At 46.0% G+C, this 26,200-nt stretch carries 25 protein-coding genes; 13 read left to right on the top strand and 12 right to left on the bottom strand.

The window, feature by feature from the left end:
* Positions 1-14: 14 nt before the first annotated feature.
* The 3 genes from AB4Z08_RS30890 to AB4Z08_RS30880 all read right to left on the bottom strand — a co-directional run bounded on the left by AB4Z08_RS30890 (position 15) and on the right by AB4Z08_RS30880 (position 5,770).
* On the bottom strand, positions 15-3,257 hold the full coding sequence (locus tag AB4Z08_RS30890; RefSeq protein WP_441577649.1) for an efflux RND transporter permease subunit: 3,243 nt from the start codon (positions 3,255-3,257) through the stop codon (positions 15-17).
* A 121-nt stretch (positions 3,258-3,378) separates the two neighbouring features.
* A complete protein-coding gene (locus tag AB4Z08_RS30885; RefSeq protein ID WP_441577648.1) occupies positions 3,379-4,794 on the bottom strand; it encodes a TolC family protein in 1,416 nt (471 codons plus the stop codon).
* Between the two features lie 112 nt (positions 4,795-4,906).
* A complete protein-coding gene (locus AB4Z08_RS30880) occupies positions 4,907-5,770 on the bottom strand; it encodes a helix-turn-helix domain-containing protein (protein WP_441577647.1) in 864 nt (287 codons plus the stop codon).
* Positions 5,771-5,934: 164 nt separating this feature from the next.
* On the opposite strand from AB4Z08_RS30880, the gene ispG reads away from it, so the two are divergent.
* The 6 genes from ispG (at position 5,935) to AB4Z08_RS30850 (ending at position 11,899) form a co-directional block, all read left to right on the top strand.
* Positions 5,935-7,893, top strand: a complete 1,959-nt coding sequence (gene ispG, locus AB4Z08_RS30875; RefSeq protein WP_441577646.1) for a (E)-4-hydroxy-3-methylbut-2-enyl-diphosphate synthase — start codon at positions 5,935-5,937, stop codon at positions 7,891-7,893.
* 81 nt (positions 7,894-7,974) lie between these two features.
* Positions 7,975-8,325 (top strand): hypothetical protein, encoded by a 351-nt coding sequence (locus AB4Z08_RS30870; protein WP_441577645.1) that lies wholly within the window; start codon positions 7,975-7,977, stop codon positions 8,323-8,325.
* A 288-nt stretch (positions 8,326-8,613) separates the two neighbouring features.
* Positions 8,614-9,615 carry a c-type cytochrome gene (locus tag AB4Z08_RS30865; protein WP_441577644.1) on the top strand — a complete coding sequence of 334 codons (1,002 nt, stop codon included), beginning with the start codon at positions 8,614-8,616 and terminating at the stop codon, positions 9,613-9,615.
* Positions 9,616-9,636: 21 nt separating this feature from the next.
* A complete protein-coding gene (locus AB4Z08_RS30860; RefSeq protein ID WP_441577643.1) occupies positions 9,637-10,056 on the top strand; it encodes a DsrE family protein in 420 nt (139 codons plus the stop codon).
* Positions 10,057-10,065: 9 nt separating this feature from the next.
* A complete protein-coding gene (locus AB4Z08_RS30855; protein ID WP_441577642.1) occupies positions 10,066-10,983 on the top strand; it encodes a molybdate ABC transporter substrate-binding protein in 918 nt (305 codons plus the stop codon).
* Between the two features lie 22 nt (positions 10,984-11,005).
* A complete protein-coding gene (locus tag AB4Z08_RS30850; RefSeq protein ID WP_331961384.1) occupies positions 11,006-11,899 on the top strand; it encodes a LysR substrate-binding domain-containing protein in 894 nt (297 codons plus the stop codon).
* A 16-nt stretch (positions 11,900-11,915) separates the two neighbouring features.
* Here the strand turns inward: AB4Z08_RS30850 and AB4Z08_RS30845 are convergent, their stop codons facing one another.
* The 7 genes from AB4Z08_RS30845 to AB4Z08_RS30815 all read right to left on the bottom strand — a co-directional run bounded on the left by AB4Z08_RS30845 (position 11,916) and on the right by AB4Z08_RS30815 (position 16,203).
* Positions 11,916-12,422: a GNAT family N-acetyltransferase gene (locus AB4Z08_RS30845; protein WP_441577641.1), complete on the bottom strand. Its 507-nt coding sequence runs from the start codon at positions 12,420-12,422 to the stop codon at positions 11,916-11,918.
* A 32-nt stretch (positions 12,423-12,454) separates the two neighbouring features.
* Entirely contained in the window at positions 12,455-13,201 is a 747-nt protein-coding gene (locus AB4Z08_RS30840) for a metal-dependent hydrolase (RefSeq protein ID WP_441577640.1), read from the bottom strand.
* 172 nt (positions 13,202-13,373) lie between these two features.
* A complete protein-coding gene (locus tag AB4Z08_RS30835) occupies positions 13,374-13,865 on the bottom strand; it encodes a hypothetical protein (RefSeq protein WP_441577639.1) in 492 nt (163 codons plus the stop codon).
* Between the two features lie 127 nt (positions 13,866-13,992).
* Positions 13,993-14,484, bottom strand: a complete 492-nt coding sequence (locus tag AB4Z08_RS30830; protein WP_441577638.1) for a hypothetical protein — start codon at positions 14,482-14,484, stop codon at positions 13,993-13,995.
* A gap of 133 nt (positions 14,485-14,617) precedes the next feature.
* Positions 14,618-15,088, bottom strand: a complete 471-nt coding sequence (locus AB4Z08_RS30825) for a hypothetical protein (protein ID WP_441577637.1) — start codon at positions 15,086-15,088, stop codon at positions 14,618-14,620.
* A complete protein-coding gene (locus AB4Z08_RS30820) occupies positions 15,079-15,579 on the bottom strand; it encodes an RNA polymerase sigma factor (protein WP_441577636.1) in 501 nt (166 codons plus the stop codon). Before AB4Z08_RS30820 ends, AB4Z08_RS30825 begins: the two co-directional genes overlap by 10 nt.
* 117 nt (positions 15,580-15,696) lie before the next feature.
* The gene (locus AB4Z08_RS30815) at positions 15,697-16,203 is read right to left on the bottom strand and encodes a GNAT family N-acetyltransferase (protein ID WP_441577635.1); all 507 of its coding nucleotides are present in this window, start codon (positions 16,201-16,203) and stop codon (positions 15,697-15,699) included.
* A 144-nt stretch (positions 16,204-16,347) separates the two neighbouring features.
* On the opposite strand from AB4Z08_RS30815, the gene AB4Z08_RS30810 reads away from it, so the two are divergent.
* From AB4Z08_RS30810 to AB4Z08_RS30800, 3 genes are all read left to right on the top strand, one after another.
* Positions 16,348-17,619 carry an acetyl-CoA hydrolase/transferase family protein gene (locus tag AB4Z08_RS30810; RefSeq protein ID WP_441577634.1) on the top strand — a complete coding sequence of 424 codons (1,272 nt, stop codon included), beginning with the start codon at positions 16,348-16,350 and terminating at the stop codon, positions 17,617-17,619.
* Positions 17,620-17,824: 205 nt separating this feature from the next.
* Positions 17,825-18,067, top strand: coding sequence for a hypothetical protein (locus AB4Z08_RS30805; RefSeq protein WP_441577633.1), 243 nt, complete (start codon positions 17,825-17,827; stop codon positions 18,065-18,067).
* Between the two features lie 24 nt (positions 18,068-18,091).
* A complete protein-coding gene (locus AB4Z08_RS30800) occupies positions 18,092-18,634 on the top strand; it encodes a hypothetical protein (RefSeq protein WP_441577632.1) in 543 nt (180 codons plus the stop codon).
* On the opposite strand, the gene AB4Z08_RS30795 is transcribed toward AB4Z08_RS30800, so the two are convergent.
* Positions 18,618-19,097 (bottom strand): SRPBCC family protein, encoded by a 480-nt coding sequence (locus AB4Z08_RS30795; RefSeq protein WP_441577631.1) that lies wholly within the window; start codon positions 19,095-19,097, stop codon positions 18,618-18,620. The genes AB4Z08_RS30800 and AB4Z08_RS30795 overlap by 17 nt on opposite strands.
* A 106-nt stretch (positions 19,098-19,203) precedes the next feature.
* Between AB4Z08_RS30795 and AB4Z08_RS30790 the strand changes: the two genes are divergently transcribed.
* Together AB4Z08_RS30790 and recR are read left to right on the top strand one after the other, a co-directional pair.
* On the top strand, positions 19,204-20,661 hold the full coding sequence (locus AB4Z08_RS30790; protein WP_441577630.1) for an Ig-like domain-containing protein: 1,458 nt from the start codon (positions 19,204-19,206) through the stop codon (positions 20,659-20,661).
* A gap of 59 nt (positions 20,662-20,720) precedes the next feature.
* Positions 20,721-21,341: a recombination mediator RecR gene (recR, locus tag AB4Z08_RS30785; protein WP_441577629.1), complete on the top strand. Its 621-nt coding sequence runs from the start codon at positions 20,721-20,723 to the stop codon at positions 21,339-21,341.
* Positions 21,342-21,435: 94 nt separating this feature from the next.
* Here recR and AB4Z08_RS30780 read toward each other — a convergent pair whose 3' ends face one another.
* On the bottom strand, positions 21,436-21,654 hold the full coding sequence (locus AB4Z08_RS30780; RefSeq protein WP_133807689.1) for a hypothetical protein: 219 nt from the start codon (positions 21,652-21,654) through the stop codon (positions 21,436-21,438).
* Positions 21,655-22,076: 422 nt separating this feature from the next.
* Here AB4Z08_RS30780 and AB4Z08_RS30775 point away from each other — a divergent pair, with 422 nt between their 5' ends.
* Both AB4Z08_RS30775 and metH read left to right on the top strand, forming a co-directional pair.
* Positions 22,077-23,093: a homocysteine S-methyltransferase family protein gene (locus tag AB4Z08_RS30775; protein ID WP_441577628.1), complete on the top strand. Its 1,017-nt coding sequence runs from the start codon at positions 22,077-22,079 to the stop codon at positions 23,091-23,093.
* A 44-nt stretch (positions 23,094-23,137) separates the two neighbouring features.
* The gene (gene metH / locus AB4Z08_RS30770) at positions 23,138-25,903 is read left to right on the top strand and encodes a methionine synthase (RefSeq protein WP_441577627.1); all 2,766 of its coding nucleotides are present in this window, start codon (positions 23,138-23,140) and stop codon (positions 25,901-25,903) included.
* Positions 25,904-26,200: the final 297 nt, after the last annotated feature.

The raw sequence follows: 26,200 nt of genomic DNA, 5'->3' as shown, positions 1-26,200 counted from the left end.
TAAAAAAGGCGCTGTTAAACACGTTCCGCGCCTGGAACATAATACTGGCTGTTTTCATCTTCCGGATCCAGCGACACTGATTTCACGGTAGTTTTCTGTTGTACCCAGGAGAAAATCAACGGCAGAATAAACAGGGAGGCAAACGTACTGGCGATCAATCCGCCAATTACGGCGCGACCCAATGGAGCCGTTTGATCACCCGCTTCACCCAAACCGGAAGCCATTGGTATCATACCGGCCACCATGGCGATACTGGTCATCAGGATAGGACGTAACCGAATAGATGTCCCTTCCAGCGCAGATCTGCGGGCATCATGATTTTCCAGCCGCAATTTCTCAGCATTCGTAATCAGCAGAATAGCATTGGCCACCGATACACCCACCGACATGATAATACCCATGTAAGACTGCAGATTAAGGGTAGATCCGGTGATCAGCAACATGATCAGCGAACCCGCCAATACTGCCGGGATAGTAGAAATAACCACCAGCGCCACTTTGAACGACTGGAAGTTTGCCGCCAGCAATAACAGGATCACCACAATGGCTACTGCCAATCCGGATTGTAAACTATCCAGCGTGTCTCCCAACAAATTCATCAAGCCTCGCTTTTCTACGGTAATACCACGTGGTGGCTCGCCGGCACGCTTAATAGCGGCCGCAACTGCCGCAGAAGCATTGCCCAGATCTTTCTTATAAATATTAGCGCCGATAGACACAATTCTTACGGCTCCGATACGATCATATTCTCCTACAATGGTATCCGGTGTCAGCGTAGCCACATCTCCCAATGAAGGGCGTGACTTGTCTTTACTCACCGGAATAGCCGCCATATCATTGATACTGCTCATTTCATTTTCCGGTACAGATATCTGTACAAAATAAGAGGTGGCGTTCCGCTCATCCAGCCAGTTATTCTTTTCCGTAAAGCGGCTGGAAGAAGTAGATGCTGTCAGCGATTTGGCGATGTCTGTTACGCTTACGCCCAGCTGCCCGGCCCTTTCCCGGTCAATGTTAATACGGATAGCCGGATAGTCCATCGGTTGATTAATCTGTACGTCCCGCAGGTAAGGGATCTTTTTCATCTCTTCCATTACCTTCTTGGCAAATGGTACACTCTCTTTCAGGTTTTTGCCCATCACCGCAATTTCAATGGGCGTAGCCGCACCCTGGCTCATTACCTTGTCGGTCAGGTCAATAGGCTCAAAGCTCATCTTCACTTCCGGCATTTGCTCATGGATACGCTTACGGAGTTTCTCCTTAAACTCGTCCATATTCACCTTGTAATCCTCTTTCAGATTTACCTGCAGTACTGCCTCATTAGGAGTGGCCATGAACAGGTAAATGGGATTGGTAGAATAGGACGAGGGATGTGTACCGATAAAGGAGGAGGTGATGTCGATGTTTTTAGCACCGACCATCTCCTTCAGAATCTCGGTTGATTTAATAAGCATGGTTTCCGTCCGTTCCAGGCGGGTTCCCGTTGGCTCTTTCAGGCGCAACTGGAATTGTCCGTTATTCAGTTTAGGTAAAATATCACGGCCTATAATACTTATGCAAAGGGCTACTATTCCGAGAACACCCAGGAAGTAAGCACCGATGACGAGTTTCCGTCTTTTTAGTAATGTTTCCAGCCATCCGATAAAGCGAAGCTTAAATCGGTCGAAGCCTGAAATAGTTTTCGTGTGTTGCTTTTCATCTGCTATCTCTGTTTCTATATAGCCGGCTGTTTTATGCGCATCGTTGCTATGTACATGCGGACGGGCATGATGCTGAAACTTTTCTTCCTTCAACATCCAGTTTGCCAGGATAGGCACCAGTGTTTGTGACAGGAGGTAAGAAGCAATCATGGAAAATCCGATGGCCAGCGACAATGGCATGAACATCGCGCGGGGTACACCTGTCATGGTAAAAGAAGGTGCAAATACCGCGAGTATACATAGCAGGATCAGTAATTTCGGGAAAGCAATTTCCTGACACGCATGCCATACTGCCTGGGCTTTGGGCTTACCCATTTCCAGGTGCTGGTGAATATTTTCAATGGTAACAGTAGACTCATCTACCAGGATACCGATTGCGAGTGCCAGCCCACTCAGTGTCATAATATTGATGGTTTGCCCGAAGAGTTTCAGGAACATCACACCAATGATGATAGACACCGGAATGGTGATGATCACAATGTAAGCGCTACGGCGATCTCCAAGGAACAACAGCACCATCAGGGCTGTCAATACCGCCCCAATTACCCCTTCACTGATCAAACTTTTCACCGCATTGATTACATATACACTCTGGTCAAATACAAAAGATATTTTTACGTCTTCCGGTAATAATTTCTGGATATTGGGTAATGCTCCTTTTAAATTATTCACCACCGTCCATGTAGAAGCATCTGCAGTTTTAATGATGGGCAGATAAACAGAACGCTTACCATTGATAACTGCATAGCTGCTGGTCACATCGGCCGCATCTTCTACTTTGGCTACATCTCTCACAAACACGGTAGGACCATCTCCCATTACCAGCGGAATATTTTCAAATTCTTTTACAGTACGGATGACTGTATTGGCGGGGGTGAGATAGGTGATATCACCGATACGCACGTTACCTGCCGGAGATATCTGGTTATTGTCTTTGATGGCGGCAACTACCTGGTCTGCCGTAAGATGGTGACTGCGCATCTGTTCCGGATCTACGTGGATCACGATGGTGCGGGAGTTACCACCAAAAGGTGCCGGTGAAGTAAGACCGGCAATACGGCTAAAGGAGGGTCGTACTACGGTCATGGCCAGATCCTGCAGTTCGTTATTGGAACGGGTAGGACTGCTCAGTGCCAGCTGCCCGATGGGCAAGGTGCTCGCATCAAAGCGAATAATAAAAGGCGGTTGCGTACCAGACGGCATCGAGGAGAATGCACGATTGGCCATGGCTGTCACTTCCGCCGCGGCTTGCGCCATGTTGGTCCCTTCATAAAAAGAGATCTTAATCATGGTGAGGCCCTGAATATTTTTGGCTTCAATATCCTTTACACCTGTTACATACAGGAAGAGATTCTGATAGTTGGTAGCAATAAAACCTTCCATCTGTTGTGGCGACATACCACCATAAGGTTGTGATACGTAAATGGCCGGCAGGTTGAGGTCTGGGAAGATATCTATTTTAATATCCCGCGTAGATTTAATACCAAAAAACAAAAGACCCATCACAACTACGATGATGGCTATTGGTTTTTGTAATGCGGTTTTAATCAGGTTCATATAAGTTCGTTCAGAAATTGAAGGTTTTTGTGGAGCTGTTAGCTTTTAGATTAGAGCGGATAACTTATGAAGCCAGTCGCTCTAATCTAAAAGCTAACTGCTAAAAGCTAACAGCTAATCGTTACAGCTGCCCAAGGAACAATTGCAAATCCCCTACTGTAGCAGATTTATAGAGTATTGCCTGCCATACGCCGTTGTAGGCAATATCTCTGTCTGTTTCTGCCCGGTTAATATTATACAGGGCCTGGGCCAGGTCTGCGATATTGGATAATCCGTTTTCATACAGGGTACTCTTCTGCAGAAATGCGTCACTGGCTGCTTTCAGGCCAACAGGCGCTTCCCGGTATTTTTTCACTGCATTATCTATTTGTTGTTCCGACAGTTGCAGCTGATGTTGCAGGCGGCTGTAGGTTTGATTGTATTCATTCTTCAATCCTTCTGTGGTATAGTGCTGGCGGGCTACCTGCGAGTGCGTGCGCCACAGATCTGTTACCGTCCAGGAAAGGTTGAGGCCTACGAGGTAATTAGCTACCTGCGGTTTCACGCCCGACCAGTATCCCTGGCTATAGTGGCTCAGGTTAGCGGCGCTATAGTCGTAGTCAAAACCGGAACCGCGCGTTTGCATCACGCCCATAAATGACAGGCGGGGCATGGCGTTTTTACTGATCAGTTGTTGATTGGCTTCACTCAGGGTAACGCGGGAACTGAATAATTTCAGCAGTGGTTGTTCCTTCAAAGACACAGAATCCTGTGCTGATACTGTTTCCAGCAGCTTATTGGGAATTTTGGTAACAAAAGTGGTGTCCAGGTTAAAGTCCTGTGCCGGTACATCCATCATTTCCGCCAGTTTGTTACTCTGGGCATTTTCATAATTCACGGCATCCACCAGGGTCAGTTTCGCTTTGGATACTTCTGCGTTGGCGATGGAGCTGTCTACCCCGGCACTGAGGCCATTCAACGCGCGGGATACAATAATATGTTGCAGGTCCTGTGCACGTTTCAGGTTGGATTCCATGGAACCTCTTAAACGTTGTGCTGCCAGCAGGTTGAGATACGCGCCGGCAATGCGTATTTGTTGTTCAAATGTTTCCTGGTCCAGGTCTGCGCGGTTAGTATTCAGCTGTTCTTTGGCGGCCAATACTTTTGCATGTTGGCGGCCAAACGTCACTACATCCCAGCTGATGTTAGCGAGATACAGTCCGCCAAAAGCGGCATTCCAGTTTTGCGTGGGCAGTGCCGGTCCGGAGGCTCCGGTGGTCCAGCCTTTGTAGCCCCACATCGGGCCATTTTCCCCATTCACGGTACCATAGCTGTTTTGAGCGGAAAGATTCAAATCAGGTAAGTATTCTCTTTTTACTGCACTGATATTTTCTGTAGCTGCTTTAGCATAGTTTTCTTTTGCCTTGATGGACTGATAATTTTTCAATCCTGTTTGTAGTGCTTCCTGCAAGGTGAGCGGGCGGGTTTGACCCATCACAGCCGCCGAACTGCAACCTGCTGTAATGACCAGCAGGCAAAGCGGTTTCCAGATGTTCATATATTAATCTATAGCGTCTAAAAAAAGCCGTTGATAAGGGCTGGCAAATAAGTATGCAAATATAAACCGGGGTTAGTGGAGCGTGTTAGGACAATTCAGCTATTGACTTGTACTATTTGAACATCATGTCCCGGAAATCCTGTGGAGAGATACCCGTATTATTTTTAAAAAAGCGGCTAAAGTAAGCAGGGTCTTCAAATCCAAGCTCGTAGCAGATCTCCTTGACACTTTTATGACTAAATGCCAGGTTGCGTTTGGATTCGAGCACAATCCGGTCGTGCAATAGTTCCGTCACTGTGCGACCGGTGGTGTCTTTCGTAATTTCGTTCAGTCTTTTTGGGGTGAGGGCAAAAGCGGCGGCATAAAAAGCTACCTGGTGTTCACAATGGTAGTGTTGCTCCAGCAGGCGCCGGAGCTGTACTACCCGGGCATCGTGGGTAAGCGGCATCATGGTTTCTGTGGCATTGCGTTTCTTTTCCCTTTCCGCCAGCAATAAGAAGGCATTCAGGTAATGTTTCACAATACCCTGGCTGCAGTTGGGGGCAAAGTTTTTTTCTCTGCTCATCAGCTCAATCAATCCCTGCAAAGATGCAGTGGCATTGTCGCTGATCCGGATGGGCCCGTATCCGTGCCAGTTATCGAAAAGCGTCGTAAAGTCGTACAGTGTTTCTTTATCATGTTTGTTAGTGAAATAAAACTGTTCTGTAAAATAAAGGAAGTAGCCTTCCCGCTCACAGTCGAGCTGATGTACCTGTCCGGGTCTGAGTAGAAAGATCATATTATCATCCACATCATACCACACGAAATCCACCATGTGCCTGCCTTTCCCTTTTGTAAACCAGATAATTTGAAAGTGATCATGGCGGTGAGGCTGGTCTGTCAGTTCATTGCGGAACATGCCCAGTGATGCGATATTAAACTGCCCTTTAAATGGCAGCTGCTGATAAGGTATATCAATGCTTTTATTAACTAACATATGAAGGCTCAAATTTACGGCTTTATCCCCTATTTGTGTCGCCCTGTGCCTGCCGTTCGTGGAATTTAATGTAGCTTTAAGGTGTGGTGATATATCACCGCTTTTTTAGACTTTTACTAAGCAGGTTTAGTTAACTTTGCTTCCGCAGGAAAACAAAAAAACGTATGCAACTTTATTGCGACTCTCTGACAGAATACAAGCGATTGGCCACACTGGAAGTTAAGGTGGGAGATCTTATTATCGGAAATTTTAACCCGATCCGCATTCAAACGATGACCACCACCGATACTATGGACACCGCCGCTACAGTAGCGCAAACGATCCGTTGTATCGAAGCTGGTGCAGAATTGGTGCGTATTACCGCTCCCAGCAAAAAAGAAGCGGATAACCTGCTCGTGATCAAAAACGAACTACGCAAACAAGGCTACAACGTTCCGCTGGTAGCAGATATCCACTTTACCCCCAATGCAGCAGAAATAGCCGCACGCATCGTAGAAAAAGTACGTGTGAACCCGGGAAACTATGTAGATAAGAAGAAATTTGAACAGATAGATTATACCGACAGTGAGTACCTGGAAGAAATAGATCGCATCCGCGAACGTTTTTCTCCCCTGGTAAAGATCTGTAAGGAATATGGTACTGCTATGCGCATCGGCACCAACCACGGCTCGCTGAGCGATCGTATCATGAGCCGCTACGGCGATACTCCCATGGGTATGGTGGAAAGTGCCATGGAATTTTTGCGTATTGCAGAAAACCTGAACTACCGCAATATTATACTGAGCATGAAAGCCAGTAACCCACAGGTGATGGTACAGGCTTACCGCCTGCTGGTGCAAACCATGCAGCAGGAACTGGGCCACTGCTACCCGCTGCACCTGGGCGTAACAGAAGCCGGCGATGGCGAAGATGGCCGCATTAAATCGGCTATCGGTATCGGTACATTGCTGGAAGATGGCGTAGGCGATACCATTCGCGTATCCCTGACAGAGGACCCTGAATTTGAGCTTCCAGTATGTAAGGATATTGTGAAGAGATATGCTAACCGCAACGACTATACGACTATTCCACCGGTAACCACCGTGCCGTACTCTCCTTTTACATACCAGCGCCGCGAAACTACCCATGTGGAAAACATCGGGGAGAAACAGGTGCCAGTAGTAGTAGCAGATTACAGCGCAAAGGAACACCTGCAACCGGCAGACCTGACCGCCATCGGCTATCAATATGATGAACCCAGTGATAAATGGAATATCGGCGATGCAGCAGCAGACTATATCTACACCGGCAAACAACTGCCTTCTTTCGGATTGCCCGGCACTTTGCGGGTAGTGATAGATGCTGAATACTGGCAAAGTCTCACCAACAAACAGGAGCTGGTTCCCTACTTTGATGTCCGTCATTATGTAGCCGCCTGCCAGCAGCAGGAAACCGGCCATATCAACTTTGTACAGTTTGATTGTAATCACCTGGATACAGAAGATCATGAGCAATTACTGCTGCAACTGGCCAATGCGACTGTTGCCGCCAGCACCGTGCTGATAGCTACTGCCACCGGAAGCAATGCCATGGCCGCTATCAGACGCCTGTTCATTTTACTGCTGAATAAAAATATCCACGTTCCTGTTATCATCCATAGCATCAGTCACCAGCCTTCGGCAGATGAACACCTGATCCACCATGCCACTGAAGCCGGGGCCCTGCTCTTAGATGGTTTCGGCGATGGACTGTGGTTAAGTAATGCGGATAACAGCCCTGCACTACTCACTTTGAACAACGTAGCATTTGGTATTTTACAGGCTACCCGTACCCGTATTTCCAAAACAGAATATATTTCCTGTCCTTCCTGTGGCCGTACCCTATTCGATTTACAGGAAACTACTGCCAGGATCCGGGCAGTAACCCATCACCTGAAAGGCGTGAAAATTGCCATCATGGGCTGTATCGTGAACGGTCCCGGTGAAATGGCCGATGCCGACTTTGGTTATGTAGGCAGCGGTGTAGGCAAAATCACCCTTTACCGGGGTAAAGAAATCGTGAAACGCGGCCTCAACAGTGATGTTGCCGTGAATGAACTGATTAACCTGATCCGCGAAAACGGCATGTGGGTGGAGAAAAACTAATTATTAAATATTGCTTAAAATGGCTGGTAGCGGATACAGCAATGAAGAAAAAAGCTTAAATTTTCGTAAAACATATTTGATATGAAAAAGCTCCTCACCGGATTGTTGGCCATGTTTATGGGTTTAACCGTAACAATGGCGCAAACACCTGCCACCGCGAAAAAAGAAGTAAAAGCTGCTAAAACTAAAACCGAGAAGAAAGCAGAGAAAGCAGAAAAGAAAACAGCAGCCACTACAACACCGGCAGCAGCTCCTGCTCCAGCTCCGGCAGCTACCGCCGCTAAAACAAAGAAAGACGGTACGCCAGATAAACGCTTTAAAGAAAACAAAACTACTGCCGCTCCAGCTGCAGCAGGACCTACCAAAAAAGATGGTACGCCTGACATGCGCTACAAATCAAATAACAAAAACGCAGGAAAGAAGAAAGCGTAAGCTGATCATCTGAACTGAAGCTAAATAATTAATTTCCCGGAGAGGATGTATCTTATGATACATCCTCTTTTTATTATTAACACGCAACTCCTCCTTTATTCATACTCCTATTTTACCACTGATAACACCTCCATTTTCATTCAAAAACATTTTCTCTATTTTGAGTGCTTACGTTTTTTAATCACTTGTTGTCAATAACTTATAGTTATCACAAATAGTTATTAGTTATTTGACTTCGCTATGGTGGCACCCTACTTTTGTATCGTAATCCACCAACCTGTAATTTTAATGGAAACCAATAAGATTCAACGTTATAAGCGGATCCTATCCGGATCTTTTGCATGCCTGTTAATATTAGTGATGCTACTCGGTATTGAAACATTGTTGCTTTGCACGCGCGATTTAACTCACCCGGACATTCCAAAGGCACCTGCTGCGCTGGCAGCTGCAACGCCCTTATGGCGCCCACCGGCTGTTACCACCATTCCCAGCGGGGAAAAGGGGACTGCTATTCTTTACGGACAAGCATTGGTAAGCGAAACAGCCCGATACCTGGGCCCCAAAGGCAGTGTACGATCCATCACCAATGGGATGAATTGCCAGAACTGTCATCTGCAGGCCGGCACAAAACCATTCGGCAATAACTACAGTTTCACCGCCGCGTCCTATCCCAGATTCAGGGCAAGGTCCAACAGTACGGAAACTCTTAATAAACGTATCAGCGACTGTTTTGAGCGTAGCTTAAATGGTACCGCACCAGACAGCAACAGCAAAGAGATGGTGGCTATAAAAGCCTATATTGAATGGCTGGGTAGTGAAGTAACGCCACAGGCTAAGCCGGATGGCAGTGGCATCCAAAAAATCGCCTTCCTCTCCCGTCCGGCAGATCCGAAAAAAGGTGCACAGGTATACCAGCAACAGTGCCAGAGCTGCCACGGCGCCAACGGAGAAGGTGTAAAAACACCAGATAACATCACCTATACTTTTCCGCCGCTATGGGGCCCGCACAGCTACAATGATGGTGCAGGTCTGTTCCGCCTTTCCAGCTTTGCCGGCTACGTGAAATACAATATGCCCTTTGGCGTAGATCATAATAATCCCCGCCTCACCGATGAAGAGTCCTGGGACGTGGCGGCATTCATTAATTCACAGCCAAGACCGCATAAAGATCAGTCGGCCGACTGGCAGGATATAAAACGAAAACCTATTGACTTTCCTTTTGGACCCTATGCAGATGCTTACTCAGAGCAACAACATAAATACGGACCGTTTAAACCCATGCAACATTAATCGTTAAACAATAGAAGAACCATGAAGAAAGTAATGATCCTGCTCTGCCTCTTTACCATATTGGGTACCCAATATGCCATGAGTCAGCGTAAAACGAAGTACAAGGCTATTTATCAGCTCAACAGCGATGATGATAAAGTAATCCGCAATACCCTGCGCAACATCAAGAACGCCCTGGAAGATCCACGCCTGCAAAACAAAGTAACCATTGAACTGGTAGCGCATGGAGGCGGCGTTACTGCCTTCAAAAAAGATCATCCTTACGAATCATTGCTACAGGAACTGCAGACGAAAGGCGTGCTGCTGGTAGAATGCGAAAACACCCTGCGGGAAAGAAATATCCCTAAAGAAGATTTGTTTCCCTTCATCAGTTACACTCCCAGCGGTAACGGTGAATTAATTATCAAACAAGCGGAAGGCTGGTCTTACGTACACCCATAAACGAAAAGCATGAAATACTTTATAACAACGCTGATGGTAACCCTACTATTGGCAGGGGCGTTACATGCCCAGGATCATCACTTCGATCCACCCTGGAATACGCCACCAGCCGCCGGCGTGGCCTTTACTGTGCCCGGCATCGATAACGTACCTGATTTATACGGCGACATTATCGATCCGCAACTGGTCATCTTTTTTGCAGGCAATCAGTTTATGGTCATCGATTCCCTGATCACTGATTTTAAGAAGACATATCCACAGTATAAGCGCGTATTTGCAGAAACATTGCCGCCTGGCATACTGGCGCAGCAAATCCTCAGCGGATCGCTGGTACTGGGTAATCTACGTATTGCTATACAACCGGACATCTATACCGCGGGCAAAGGCCGTATAGATCAGCTAAAGGATAGCTTCTCCCTGGTAAAAAATTATGCAGGCAATACCCTGGCCATTATGGTACCGAAAGGCAATCCTAAAAAAGTGAACCGTCTCTCTGACCTGGCCCGGAAAGACGTAAGGGTAAGCATGCCCAATCCCGCCTGGGAAGGCATCGGTAAGCGGATAGAAGAAGCCTATGTAAAAGCAGGTGGTACTACGCTGCAACAAACCATTATGAAAGATAAGGTGGCCAAAGGCAGCACCTATCTCACAAAAATTCATCACCGGGAAACACCTTTACGCATCCTTTACAAACAGGCAGATGCAGGCCCGGTATGGTTTACAGAAGCATACTACCAGCAAATGATTGCGCACCCGGTAGACCTGGTAAGGATACCGGAAAAGGAAAACATCCGGGCTTCCTATTGGGCAGGTATCCTGAAAAGTGCACCGCATCCGGAAGCTGCGAAGGCTTTTATGGACTTCCTGATGGGACCACAGGGACAGGGTATTTATAAACACTTTGGCTTTACGCCGCCTGAGTTGTAAGGTTATTTTGTATTTTTATTGCATGTTCGATTTCAGACTCAGGGTATTTCATACCGTAGCCAAACGCCTTAGCTTCACCAAAGCTGCAGAGGAGTTATACATTTCACAACCAGCTGTTACCAAGCATATACATGAGTTGGAGCAGCAATTGGGGATGGCTATGTTTGAAAGAATAGGCAACAAAATAAAATTAACCCGCGCTGGTTTGCTGGTGATGCATCATGCAGAAATCATTTTCACCGATTATCGCAATCTCGAATATGATGTAAATCAGCTGAAACATATGCAGGGCGGGCTGTTACCAATAGGAGCCAGCACCACTATCGCACAATACCTGATACCACCATTGCTTGCTAAGTTCAACCAGCGTTATCCGGATGTAAAAACATCCCTGACAAATGGTAATACAGAGCAAATTGAACAGGCCCTGTTTGAAAAAACAATACAGCTGGGCATTATAGAAGGTAGTTCTAAAAATCCGTTGCTGAAATATGTGGAGTTTGCAAAAGATGAAATTGTGCTGGTAGGCAATGTTAAACACCAGTATGGCACCGGGGAACCATTAACAGCGGCTGACCTGAAAACCATTCCACTCTTGATGCGGGAACATGGTTCCGGTACCCTGGAAGTGATTACGGAAGAACTGAAACGCTTAAAACTAAAGATCACTGACCTGAATGTGGCTATGTATATGGGCAGTACGGAAAGTATCAAATCATACCTGCACCATTCGCCCTGTGCTGCCTTTGTTTCCTTACATGCAGTACAGCGCGAACTGGAGCTGGGAGAGTTTACCATTTTACCGGTGAAAAACTTTAAGCTGGTACGGAAGCTGCATTTCACTTATCTGCAGGGGCTTCAGGACAAACTTTGCCAACTCTTTATCCGTTTTGCGAAGCAAAATATGACGGAATAACGACTACGTATCTACGCTATTGATTCAACAAATGCCAATGCAGCATTTCTCCGGAAGAAGCTATTTCTTCCATGCCCAGGTGTTGTAAAACTTTCATAGAAGCAACGTTGGTAACATCGCACTCCGCAATCAGCTTTTTCACATGTGGCTGCCGGAATGCCCATGATACCAGGGCGGTAGCAGCTTCCTGCATATATCCCTGGCCCCGGTGAGACGGCAACATGGCATAGCCAATTTCCACCACGCCATTTTTATCCGGGCGGCCTTTAAAGCCTGCATCTCCTATCACCACTCTCTCTTCTTTGGATACAATAATCCATAACATCCAGGGAAATGATTTGGGATCATGTTGCAGCAGCTCTATAAAGTGAGGCAATTGTTCTTTCAGATCCTCCTGGGGCCAATCTTCCGGTATGCCGGCCTCCAATACTTCGCGGGCATGAGGATGCCGCAGATATATTTCCGTCAGCAGGGGCAAACGGCATGGATATATGAATAAGCGTGCAGTACTAAGGGGTAACATGAATCGGGATTTAACTATTCTTCTACATTTCGCTATCGGTATCGCGTTTTTATGATACTGGTATCTAATATTTCTCCGGGCTTCAGCGCATGAATTTCCAATCGGTCCACATCTTCTGTTAAAGCGGCCAGCTTTTCCGGGGTGCCACTTAGTGTAGGCATGGTACCGTAGTGGCAAGGAATCACATGCTTTACTTTCAACAGCCGGATGGCGAAAGCTGCTTCCAATGGTCCCATCGTGAAACGGTCGCCAATAGGCAGAATAGCAATATCCGGCTCATAAATTTCGCCTATTAATTCCATGTCTGCAAATACAGAAGTATCACCGGAATAATAAACAGAAACATCATCGCTCATCCATACAATGAAACCGTTGCTGGCATGCGGATACCCGATCTTACCATCCGGTAGATTGATATGCGCAAAATGAAAAGCATTGGTCATTGTTATTTTTACATTCAGGATACTGACCGTACCACCGGCGTTCATCGGCTCAAATACATGATCCGGCACACCTTGTTCCTGTAAATAGAAGCGTACAATGGGATTGGCAATTACCTTGGGAGATTTGGTACGTATGATATCTACTATTTTGCTATCCAGGTGATCACGATGCCCATGTGTAATCAATATCAGGTCTACCTTTTCCGGGATTTTCAGATCCGCTGGCATTGCCGGATTATTGGTATACCAGGGGTCTATTAAAATAACATGTCCTTCGGGCGTGGTGATCTGGAAGCTGGCGTGTGCCAGGAATTGAATTTGGGAATGCGTGCTCATAATTCTGGTGCTTGATTATTGCGTATTAAATATACTATTTATAGCAGAAAGCAAAAGGCAGAAAGCAAAAAGCTATTGAAGCGAATGATAGCAGCGAAGTTTATATGATTACCCGCTTCTGTCATTCGCTTCAATAGCTTTTTGCTTTCTACTTTAAGCCTTAAGCTCTATGTTATTTGCGTTGCAATGTGTAGATGATTGCTGCGCTCTTACTTTCGAAGTTTACATTTGCTCTCCAGGTCATCGTACTACCTGCGCTCACCACTTCCACTCTGTAACCTGTTGTTACGTTTTTGGCTTTATCGCCGCTGTACAGCTTTTTGAAGCCGAACATAGTAACACCGCCTGATTTGGTCAATGTCCAAGCAATATTTTGTGTTACTGCACTGCAACCACCATCTGTAGAAGAGAGTGTGTAAGAACCTCCTGCCCAGTTGTCAGGAAGTACCCACTGGCTACCAATAAAGCATTTTGCATTCGCTTCATCGAATACAGTTACTTTGGCGTTGTCAGGAATACCTTCATATTTAATATCGGTTAATACCCAGTTACCCTTTACCGCGCTTTTGTTAATGTCTTGCGTAACACCTTGTTTTGGGGAGCAGGAAGATGCAAAAACGGCCACAATAGCCATCAGTAATGCTGCAAATGAAAATTTTCTCATGGGAAATTAGTTTGTGTGTTTAAATGCCATAGTATTCAACACGCAGTTATCAAATAAGGTTTATAACAGCACGAATACGGCGGCAAGTTCAGCATTTGCAAGAAACGTACCAAATGAAAGTAAGCCTTTAATAGGTGGCTGGTGCAGGATTGTTTACCACGGGGACTTTGAGCTTTATGAGCACGTCTTCCAGTTGTTCTGCGCGATGATAGAAATGCCAGGTACTGGCGGCGAGCGCCATTGTCAGCACTACGAGGGCAATAAACGCGCAACGCCACCACATGCTCACAGATATGCGGCGGTTCCAGAAAGGCTCCAATTGTATATAAGTAGGGGCCGGATTCGTATGTTCATGGCTGTTATAGCTCCCCCAGCTTCGTTCCTTTGTGCCACTCCCCTTCCGGATCCGCTGAAGTACAGTATTCCGCAATTCATATGGAGGATTTACACCTTCTTCCTGCAGCTTGTCCTCGAACCGAAGCTCTGCTGCTGTTATTTCCAGTTCCAAAAGCGGATAAATCTGGCGCAGATGGAGTAATTCCTCTTCCTGTTCAGGAGAAGTGAGGCCAAGCAGGTAACGCTCTATAATGCCACTTTCTATATAGTTACTGATGTTCAAACTACGAGATTACGAAACGACTCAAATGCAAAATATAATTAATAAATACCATATCAATAGATACGTTAAATCCGAACATAGCGGATTCTCAAATTGAGAAAATATTTTTAATAACGATTTTCCGGCCGGAAAATTACGCTATTGTATTTTGTGTTTGTTCCTGTTTGGTTTGGCGGTGGAGATGATCGCTGTGCTGTTCCTGCGACATGCGGTATTTGAGGTAATAAAAGATAGCCAGGAAAAGAAATACTTTAGACATGATGAAAAAGATAATAAAGAATATCTTCCACCAGCGGTGAACGGTGATATGGCTCCCGTCTTTTGGTTGAATGTTAATAAAAGTATAGTTGGAGGACGGATCTGAATAACCATGTCCCTGCTCCCACCTGATTTTTTGCAGTACGCGATCGCGCACTTCCGCAGGAGGCATAGCAGGCTCATCAAATGCGGCCCGTTCCAAACGGCGCTCAACGAATTCCACTTCTGTATCCAGTTCAGGATATAGTTTTCTCATGTGTTGCAGCTCTTCTACTTCTGCTTCAGAAGCGAGGCCCAGCACAAAGGACTCGATAATACCGCTTTCTATGTAAAATTTTAGTTCCAAGTATCTTTTAAGAATTGTCTGAAAGATTTCATCGCATCTCCCAGGATGTCATTTATTTGCTCTTCCGGCAGGGCCAGTAAGCGAGCTATCGTTGTGATTGATAATCCTTTAAAATAACTAAGCCGGAACACTTGCTGCTGGTCGGCTGGCAGCACTAAATAAAATCGTTGTAATACTCCCTCTTCCTGTTTCATCAGCTCTGATCCGGTCAATGCGGTTTCCGGCAGTGCTTCTTTAATGGCGAGCTCTCGTGTTTTGCGCATTAGCCACGCGAACAAGGTCTTGTAACCCGATGAATGAAATGTTCCAATGTGATGAAAGGCCCAGGTAAATACCCTTACAATTACATCATCCGCCCGCTCTCTTATTGGTACCAACTGCAGCACCATACTATAAAGCGCTCCCGCATAGCGGTCATACAACAACTCTTTTGCCGCAGGATCCCCTATCACTAACCGCTCAATGAGCATCTGCTCACTTATATGTGCCAAATCACGCCGCAAAGAAGTTGTGTACCAGGTTTTAGATTGCTAATATAGAAAATTAAAGCATGTACAAGTCACAACAGATAATATGAATTTATCAACATATAGAGCTAAAATGGATAACTATTGTTGTAAATCCTTGCTATACAACCAGTATTGCTGTCCCAAAATAGGCGCTAACTCACGAATCAGTGTAAATCCAAGTTTACCATACAGGTGCCGGGCATCCGGCATTATGGTACTGGTATGCAAACCCAGGATTTTTTCACCATTGATTTCTGCCTGCTCAACACACATTTCCGTTAACCTGCGGCCAATCCCATGTCCCCGGTACCCGGGATGAACACCCAGACGACGGATATAGGCCCAGTCGGCAGGGTAAATATCCGTTGGATTTCCGGATGGCACCAGGAATACCACACCTGCCAGTTCATTGCCGGCATCGCAGACAAAGGTGGTGGAAATACGCATCAGCTCATCCAGCATCCCCTGATCGCTCATACCATGTTTCATTCTTTGCCAGTGCTCCGGCGCCAGCACATTTTCAAACTGACCGTAGCTCTGTATGGAAACCTCCCTGATAGCTGCCGTATCTGCCGCCACTGCGGGTCTGTAATTTAGTATATCCATCACCGTTATTTCAAAGAGAAAGTCCAACAATTCCTGATTATTGTTTGTTGACAATAAGCAGTCACTAAAAATTAAATTTACGACATGACTTTGCTCATAGTTATTTTTTTTGCTGCACGATAATTTTGGAGAAAATTACCCACTATGTCCTACACATCGATTAAAGCAGCCGTAGAATTAATACAGTCCGGACACACCGTATTTATACACACCGCAGCAGCTACCCCCAGAGAGTTGGTAAACGCAATGACCGCCCGCAGTCATGAGCTAAAACAAGTGCGCCTGGTAAGCATTCATACCGAATGGGACGCCCCTTATGCGGAACCCGAGCATGCACATGCTTTTCAAATTGATGCTTTTTTTGTTGGTAAAAATATCCGCAAAGCAGTAAATGAAGGACGGGCGAATTATGTACCCATGTTCCTCAGTGAAATACCCCGCTACTTTCGTAACAGCGAGCAGCCAATTGACGTAGCACTCATTTCTGTATCCCCTCCCGATAAAAACGGGTATTGCACGCTGGGAGTATCCTGCGATGTGAGCAAGGCCGCCGTGGATGTGGCAAAAATTATTATTGCAGAGGTAAATCCCAGGATGCCGCGGGTGCTGGGCGATGGTGTAATCCATATTTCCAAAATACATGCTGCCGTAGAAGTAGATTACCCTATTTATGCACAGAAAATTAATCCCCCCAGTCACATAGAACTCTCCATAGGTCGGCATGTAGCCTCGCTGATAGATGACCGTGCTACCCTGCAAATGGGTATTGGCGGTATTCCCAACGCGGTACTGCAATGCCTCTCCAATCACAAAGACCTTGGCATTCACACGGAAATGTTTTCTGACGGTATCATTGACCTGGTTGAACGGGGCGTGATTACCGGCAAGTACAAAGCCGTACATCCCGGCTTGCTGATTTCCAGCTTTGCTATTGGCAGCCAGCGGTTGTATGACTTTATGGACACCAACCTGATTATGCGGCTCATGGATGTAGAATATGTGAATAACCCTGCTACTATCCGCAAAAACCCCAGGGTGACTGCTATCAATAGTGCTATCGAAATAGATATCTTCGGACAGGTATGTGCAGATTCCATTGGATTCAGACAGTACAGTGGCGTAGGCGGACAAATGGATTTTATGCGGGGAGCCGCTCTTTCTCAGGATGGCAAGCCCATTATAGCCATCCCGTCTGCCACCTCCAAAGGAATTTCCCGTATTGTATCCCGGCTGCAACCCGGCGCCAGCGTAGTAACTACCAGGGCGCATGTACATTATGTAGTTACCGAATATGGTATTGCACACCTGATGGGGAAAAACCTCAAACAGCGCGCGCAGGCACTTATCAACATTGCCCATCCGGATCATCGGGAACAATTACAAAAAGATGCGTTTGACATCTTCAAGGTATTCTGATTCCACCCCGCTTAAATAGCCACTGCATGAAGAAATTGTTACTTCTCTTATTCCGTTGTGCCGGTGTTAAGGTAGCATCCGGGCAAATCACCCGGGATACTACCAAACAATTACGGATATACGAAGATGATGACTTTTCAATATATGGGACCGGAGTACCGATCGGGCCAGGCCACAGTTTAGTATTATTGGCTATAATGCGCTCGTGCAGGGCGGTATTTTCAGATCCCGGGACACTCACTTTGAACAATTGTCCGGCAGTCAGCAAACACATATGCAGTATTGGACCATTGGCATGGATTATGGGATAGGCATTGTGATTAACCGCATGAACATCAACTATACGCAGAAAACGCGTACAGCGTGGATAAGCGGCACCGGGAAACATTCGGTGGGTAACATCACCCTGTTAATACCCATCTCCCGTAAAACTATTATTGGCGATTAACGTTATTTATCAAAAACATATTCCATGCATTTCAAATTGTTTGTACTTGCGGTTTGTACACTTGCCACCGTTTCCTGCGTGAACAACGGAAAGAAGACGAATACCGACTCCACTGATAATGATACCGACACTGCGCTATCTGTGCAGGCATCTACGGAAAGCCAGCTGGAGGTAAAACCGATATCAGGATATTTTCTGAAGAATACGATCAAAGTAAGTGATAGTCTTACCTACTGGATCATTGATAACCAGGCATCTTTTGACAGCTTATTCGGAATGGCTAAAACCATGAACAACACCATAGATCAGCCTGATTTTGGCACCTCGATCGTTATAGCTGCTACCATGCCTCCTACTTATTATGGTACCCAGATACAGCTGGAATCTGCTACTTCAGACAATTTAGATAACAACGCCACACTCCACTTTGTGGCAACGGCCAATCCCGATAAAAGTTCGGCCGCTACCGTTCCTTTATGGCTGGGCGCTGTGCCTAAAACAGGTAAAAGCACCTTTAAACTGTTTACCGGAGATAATTTAACGAAAACGATTACTGAGCAGCAGTAGCCGGGCCAAAGATTTTCTCCACCGCCTTGTGCCTGTAGGTGAATAAGGATTCCAGCTGTTTTTTCACAAACAAGCCATGCGCAAGCTTTCCGAGCCATCCGAAGGGTAGCCGGTAATGTACAATGTCCGTCATATTTACGCCACCGGGTACTATCTGGAAATGGTGTTCATGATGCCAGATGCTGTAGGGGCCAACTCTTTGTTCATCTACAAAATAATCGAGATACGCTACATGGGTAATTTCCGTCATCCACTCCAGGGGAATACCCGCTATGGGGGCTACGGTATAAGTAATAACCTGCCCCGGATATACCTGACCCGTATAAGGAGGCGATGTAACAGTGAAGCGCATATAAGCGGGGGTAATATGTGGCAGGTTGCCGGGGGTGGAAAAATAGTTCCATACCTCCTCTGGCGTAGCCGGGATGAACTGTGTGCGCTGCAATAGGTAGATACTGGCCATATATAAGATTAACGAAAAAACAGGTATATGCGGGCAAGGTATTACCAAATTCGTAATTCTTTAAATGAGTTCGTAAGTTTGTAGCCTACTTAATCCGATCAGGTACATGAATCAATATATCAGGGGCTGGGTTTTCTGGCTGATGTTTATTATCGTTTCCATTTCATTTACGCGATGCGCCAACATTGTACCACCCAGCGGGGGGCCGAGGGACAGTCTTCCTCCGGTATTGTTACAGGTAACGCCCCGCGATTCCACCCTTCACTTTCACAGCAAAAAAGTGGCATTCATATTTGATGAATATGTGGAGCTGGATAATGTAAACGACAAGCTGATTGTGTCGCCTACGCTGAAGCGCCCGCCCGTAGTGACGGCCAAACTGCATACTGTTACCCTTGAAATCAAGGATACGCTGGTACCCAACACTACTTATACTTTCAACTTTGCGGATGCCATCCGCGATATCAATGAACGCAATATTACCCAGGACTTCCAGTATGTGGTGTCCACCGGCGATTACCTCGATAGTTTGCAGGTAAGCGGACACCTCATAGATGCAGAAAATGGCAGAGTAGACAGTAACGTAGCCGTGATGCTGTATCGCGACCTGACAGACTCTATTGTTTCGAAGGAAAAACCGGTATACTACGCCAAAACCAAGGGAGATGGCTCTTTCAAGTTCAAAAATATTGCGCCTGGTGCGTACAAGATCTTTGCGTTAAAAGAAGAAGACCGCGATCTGCAGTATAATCAGCCCACTGAGCTGATTGCATTTGTGGAAGAGCCACTGGTGCTGAAAGAAAGCAACCTTTCAGATGTGAATATGCTGTTGTTTATGGAAACAGACAGTACTATAAAGCCGCCACCAGAGCCGATAGACTCAACGGATATACAGCCGGAAGAAGACGAAAAGAAAAAGAAGAAATTACCTAAGTTAACGGCTACCGCCTCCCTGGAAGGCGGGCAGCAGGAATTGCCCAAGCCGCTGAAAATCACTTTTTCGCTGCCGCTCAGGAACCTGGACAGCAACCGGGTAATATTAGGAGAAGATAGTGCCTATACTCCGGTGACTTTTACCAACAATATGGACTCTACCAAAACGCAGTGGACGGTGGGTTATCCCTGGAAGGAAGGAACGCTATACCGGCTCATTATTCCAAATGATGCCCCCACAGATACTGCAGGGCAGCACCTGGCCAGGGCAGATACCATTAAGTTCAGCTCTAAAAAAGTGTCTGACTATTCCATTTTTGCAGTAACGGAACTAAACATTGGCGATAGTACCAGGAATGCCATCAACGATACTGCCATGCATTATGTAGTGCAGCTGGTACAGGACAAAACCGTTAAATATTCCGGCACTATTGTAAACGGTAAATGGAGCCAGCGTTTCATTACGCCGGGTGAATACGAAGTGCGGTTGTTGCTGGATACCAATGGTAATGGTAAATGGGATCGGGGTAACTATTACTCCCACCCCAGGAAGCAGCCGGAGCGGGTGATCGTTATCGAAAAGATCAACCTCAAGTCCAACTGGACGCTGACAAAGAAAATAAGCATTTAAATAACGATAGCGGAGGGAACGGATTACTCCCTCCGCTGCAATATTCCTAACTTTGCACTATGATATTTTCGTCTGCACTGATAGAAAACGCGGTAAATGAATTTGCGAAACTGCCGGGGATCGGTAAAAAAACGGCCCTGCGCCTGGTACTGCACCTGTTGAAACAGGAAACAGCCCAGGTAGAACAGTTTGGTGATGTGATTGCACGTATGCGTCAACAGATCCGGTTTTGCAATGTGTGTCATAATGTATCGGATGCAGAAGTGTGCAGTATTTGCAGCAGCCATTCCCGGCAAAAGCAGGTGGTATGTGTAGTAGAAAGCATCCGGGATGTAATGGCAATAGAAAACACCCAGCAATTCAATGGTTTATATCATGTGTTGGGGGGTATCATCTCTCCTATTGATGGTATTGGTCCGGATCAGCTGAATGTACACTCGCTGGTAGAAAGGGTACGGTTCCAGGGAGTGGAAGAGGTGATTATGGCGGTAAGTCCTACAATCGAGGGAGATACTACTATTTACTATCTCTCTAAAAAACTAAAGGAATTTCCGGTAAAAATCACCACAATAGCCCGTGGCATTGCTTTTGGGGGAGAATTAGAATATGCAGATGAAATGACCCTGGCACGTTCTATCAGTAACCGGCTGCCGCTGGAAAGTTATGTACAGAATAAATAAATGAATTACGGATTATAAATTATATACAAAAAAATACGGGTGCTGAATAGCACCCGTCTTCGTTTAACCTGTAATTCCACGTTATGAAAAGTTATCAGACTGCATCCTTTAACGGATCGTCCTGAAATATTGTATGATTGGTTTCTGATTCCTTTTTTTCCTGCAGCTCTTTCCACCGCTGCATTTCATATTTATTTAAAAAACATACCTTAAAAACTTCCGGTTGCCTGTCATCATTTGATACGGGTACTGGTTGCAATCCCAGGCTAGCCAGGTGTTTATGCAGGGTATGGATATGTTCTGATATCGTCATGACTGACATAAATTTTGTTGTAATAAATAATTGAGAAGAACTTAATGACGAATCTGTTAATTGCAACAGCAATTACAAGGAGTGTAGGCGGAGGGCTGGTGGGTGGCCATGGCCGGGTAAATCACTATATTTCTATCATTTTGTTGCATGGTGTCTTTCTATTACCCTACAAATATAGTAGACTTTATAGACTACTACCAAATTAATTTTCCCGATATAAACAAAATCTATATTTAACCTTATAAATATAGAGTTAGGGGAAATACGGTCAAAGTCCGGCCACATCTTAAGAAACACAAATTCACAAAACAAAAAATTAGCTGGGAAAAGGTTATATTTGTGGGGACTTTTACAGGGTGGATTTGTTTATTGTTCGACCCTGTTCTCTTTTCTTAACGGTAACTAATAAACGCCTTGATAATATGAAATCTTTACAAGACTGCGCCAATGAGCGCATACTTATCATTGATGGTGCGATGGGCACCATGATACAACGCTATCAACTCCAGGAATCTGACTACAGGGGCACCCGCTTTGCTAACTATCCCAGCGATCTTAAAGGCAACAACGACCTCCTGAATCTTACACAGCCTCATATCATTGAAGCCATTCATAAAGAGTACCTGGAAGCAGGCGCTGACATTATTGAAACCAATACTTTCAGCAGTACCTCTATTGCAATGGCCGATTACGACATGCAGGAACTGGCCTATGAGCTGAACGTAGCTGCTGCTACCATTGCTAAAAAAGCAACTGCAGAATATAACGCCAAAACACCCGACAAACCCCGCTTTGTAGCAGGAGCGATTGGTCCCATGAACAAAACGTTGTCGCTGTCACCGGATGTAAATAATCCGGGCTTCCGCTCCGTATACTTCGATGAAGTAGCCGCAGCCTACGAAGAACAGGTCAAGGGCCTCTCCGAAGGTGGTGTGGACATCCTGCTGATAGAAACCATTTTTGATACGCTGAACTGCAAGGCAGCTATATATGCCATCAAGAAATATTACCGTGAATCAGGGAAGCCGGAAATACCGGTAATGATATCCGGTACTATTACAGATGCCTCCGGCAGAACCCTCAGCGGGCAAACACTGGAAGCATTCTATATCTCGGTGATGCATGCCAACCCGTTTTCCATTGGCTTAAACTGCGCCCTGGGCGGACAACAGATGCGTCCTTATGTAGAGGAGCTCTCCAACATAGCCAGCTGCTATGTGAGCTGCTACCCTAACGCTGGTTTACCTAACGCCTTTGGTGAATACGATGAGGAACCGGAAGATACCGCCTGTATCATCGAAGACTTTGCCGCATCCGGCTTTGTTAACGTGGTAGGTGGTTGCTGCGGCACCACACCAGATCATATACGCCACATTGCAGATCATGTGAAGCATATCAAACCACGTCTGAAACCAGTATTAGCCGAAACACTGGCATAATCAATTACGGCAGGTTTTCTATTTAACTCCCACTAACAGCAACAATGAGCGAAACTATCATACATAATACAGACCTTACCAATGAGCCAATTGTCAACGAAGAACGCAGGGTAATCAAGCCCTTTATGCGTTTGAGCGGACTGGAACCACTGGTAGTGCGACCTGAAACCAACTTTCTTAACGTAGGGGAACGTACCAACGTAACCGGATCCAAAAAATTTGCCCGCCTTGTCAGGGAAGGTCTTTACGAAGAAGCCTTGTCTGTTGCCCGCCAACAGGTGGAAAGCGGCGCACAGATTCTGGATGTAAACATGGACGATGCCCTCCTCGATGGAGAAGTGGCCATGTCTACCTACCTGAACCTCCTGGCAGCAGAACCGGATATTTCCCGTATCCCGGTGATGATTGACTCCAGTAAGTTTTCCGTTATTGAAGCCGGGTTGAAATGTGTACAGGGTAAATGTATTGTGAACTCCATCAGCTTAAAAGAAGGAGAAGCCAAATTCATCGAGCAGGCACATATCTGCAAAAGCTATGGTGCCGCCGTGGTAGTAATGGCTTTTGATGAACACGGTCAGGCAGATACCGAAGAAAAAAGGGTCACCTTCAGCCACCGTGCCTATAAGATATTGACAGAAGTGGTGGGATTTGCACCGCAAGACATCATCTTCGATCCCAATATATTTGCGATTGCCACCGGTATTGAGGAACATAACAACTATGCCGTAGAGTTTATAAACGCTACCCGCCGCATTAAAGAACTGATGCCGCTGGCTAAAATAAGTGGTGGGGTAAGTAACGTATCATTCTCCTTCCGGGGAAACGAAACCGTGCGGGAAGCCATGCACTCCGTATTCCTCTTTCATGCTATCAAAGCTGGTATGGACATGGGTATCGTGAATGCAGGTATGTTGCAGATATATGACGACATTGAACCAACGCTCCGGGAACTATGTGAGGATGCCATACTAAACAGACGGGACGATGCCACCGAAAGACTGATACAGTTTGCAGAAACTGTAAAGGCCAAAGGAAAGGTAATAGAGAAAGATGAGACCTGGAGGCTCGGTACTGTGGAAGAGCGGTTAAGTCATGCCCTCGTAAATGGTATTACTGACTATATAGATGGAGATACCGAAGAAGCCCGCGTTAAATATCCCCGTCCGCTGGATGTGATTGAGGGCCCCCTGATGGCTGGTATGAACATCGTTGGTGACCTGTTCGGCAGTGGTAAAATGTTTTTACCTCAGGTGGTAAAGAGTGCCCGTGTGATGAAAAAGTCCGTGGCCATTCTGACACCATATATTGAGGAAGAGAAATTGCGTATGCAGGCAGAATTTGGCGGAGAAATAAAAGCCGCCGGTAAAATACTGCTGGCTACTGTAAAAGGAGACGTACACGATATCGGTAAAAACATCGTAGGCGTGGTACTGGCTTGTAATGGCTATGAGATTATTGACCTGGGCGTAATGGTACCCGCAGAAAAAATTCTGCAGGCAGCCCGCCAGGAAAAAGTAGATATTATCGGGCTTAGCGGCCTGATTACTCCGAGTCTGGATGAAATGGTACACGTAGCCCGTGAGCTGAAAAGGCAGGACTTTAACATCCCGCTGATCATTGGAGGGGCTACCACCAGCCGTACCCATACTGCTGTTAAAATAGCCCAGGAATATGGTCATGGTGTAGTACACGTATTGGATGCTTCCCGTAGTGTAACCGTAACCGGCAGTTTGCTTAACAAAGCGCTGAAACCCGACTTCCTGGCTGGCATACAGGCAGAGTACCACAAACTGAATGAAGCATTCAGGAATAAAAAACAAACCAAACAATTCCTTCCGATCGCCGTAGCGCAACAAAACAAAACCCTTATCAACTGGGATACCTTTACACCTGTAAAGCCTAAGAAGACCGGGGTAATGAAGTTTGAGAACTACGACCTGGGAGAAATTGCCGCATATATTGACTGGCAGCCATTCTTCATTGCCTGGGAACTGCATGGTAAATTCCCGCAGATTCTCACTGATGAGATTGTAGGTGTGGAAGCGACCCGTTTGTTCCACGATGCAAAGGAATTACTGGACAAAGTGATTGCAGAAAAATGGTTGGGGGCCAATGCTGTAATAGGCCTCTACCCTGCTAACCGCGTGGCTGCAGACTCCGTGAAGGTAACCCCTGAGCAGGCAGATATTGCGCCGGTACAGCTGGAGTTCCTCCGTCAGCAGGTAAAGAAAGCCCCGGGACAGGCTAACTTCTCCCTGGCTGATTTCATTGCCCCGGAAGAAAGTGGCAAAACCGACTACATTGGCGGGTTTGCGGTGACTACTGGTATTGGCATTGAAAAGTGGCTGGATAAATTCAAAGAGGAGCATGATGACTATAACAGCATTATGCTGAAAGCGCTGGCCGACAGGCTGGCGGAAGCTTTCGCAGAACTCATGCACGAACGTGTACGTAAAGAGTTCTGGGGATACGCTACAGAAGAGCATCTCAGCAATGAACAACTGATTAAGGAAGAATATGCGGGTATACGTCCGGCACCAGGTTATCCTGCCTGCCCTGACCATACTGAGAAATACAAGTTGTTTGACCTGTTAAGTGCCACCGAAAACACCGGCATTACACTGACAGAATCGCTGGCCATGTACCCTGCCTCCAGTGTGAGTGGCTGGTACTTTGCGAATCCGGAAGGCAAGTATTTCGGATTAGGCAAAATAGAAAAAGACCAGGTAATAGACTATGCTGCCCGCAAAGGCTGGACAATAGAAGAAGCGGAGCAATGGCTTCGCCCCAACCTGGAATACGATATGTAGTTGAAACAGCAGTTAGCTGTTAGCCATTAGCTGTTAGATTAACGCGAGTGGTTAAGCAGACCAAAATATTAGATTAAATAGCTGTTAGCCATTAGCTATTAGATTAACGCAAATGGTTAAGCAGACCAAAATATTAGATTAAATAGCTGTTAGCCATTAGCTGTTAGATTAACGCAAATGGTTAAGCAGACCAAAATATTAGATTAAATAGCTGTTAGCCATTAGCTATTAGATTAACGCAAATGGTTAAGCAGACCAAAATATTAGATTAAATAGCTGTTAGCCATTAGCTATTAG

The organism is Chitinophaga sp. RAB17 (assembly GCF_052114225.1).
Classification (GTDB): domain Bacteria; phylum Bacteroidota; class Bacteroidia; order Chitinophagales; family Chitinophagaceae; genus Chitinophaga.
Note: the sequence above shows the minus strand (reverse complement) of the source record. Positions and strands in the feature narration are given on the sequence as shown.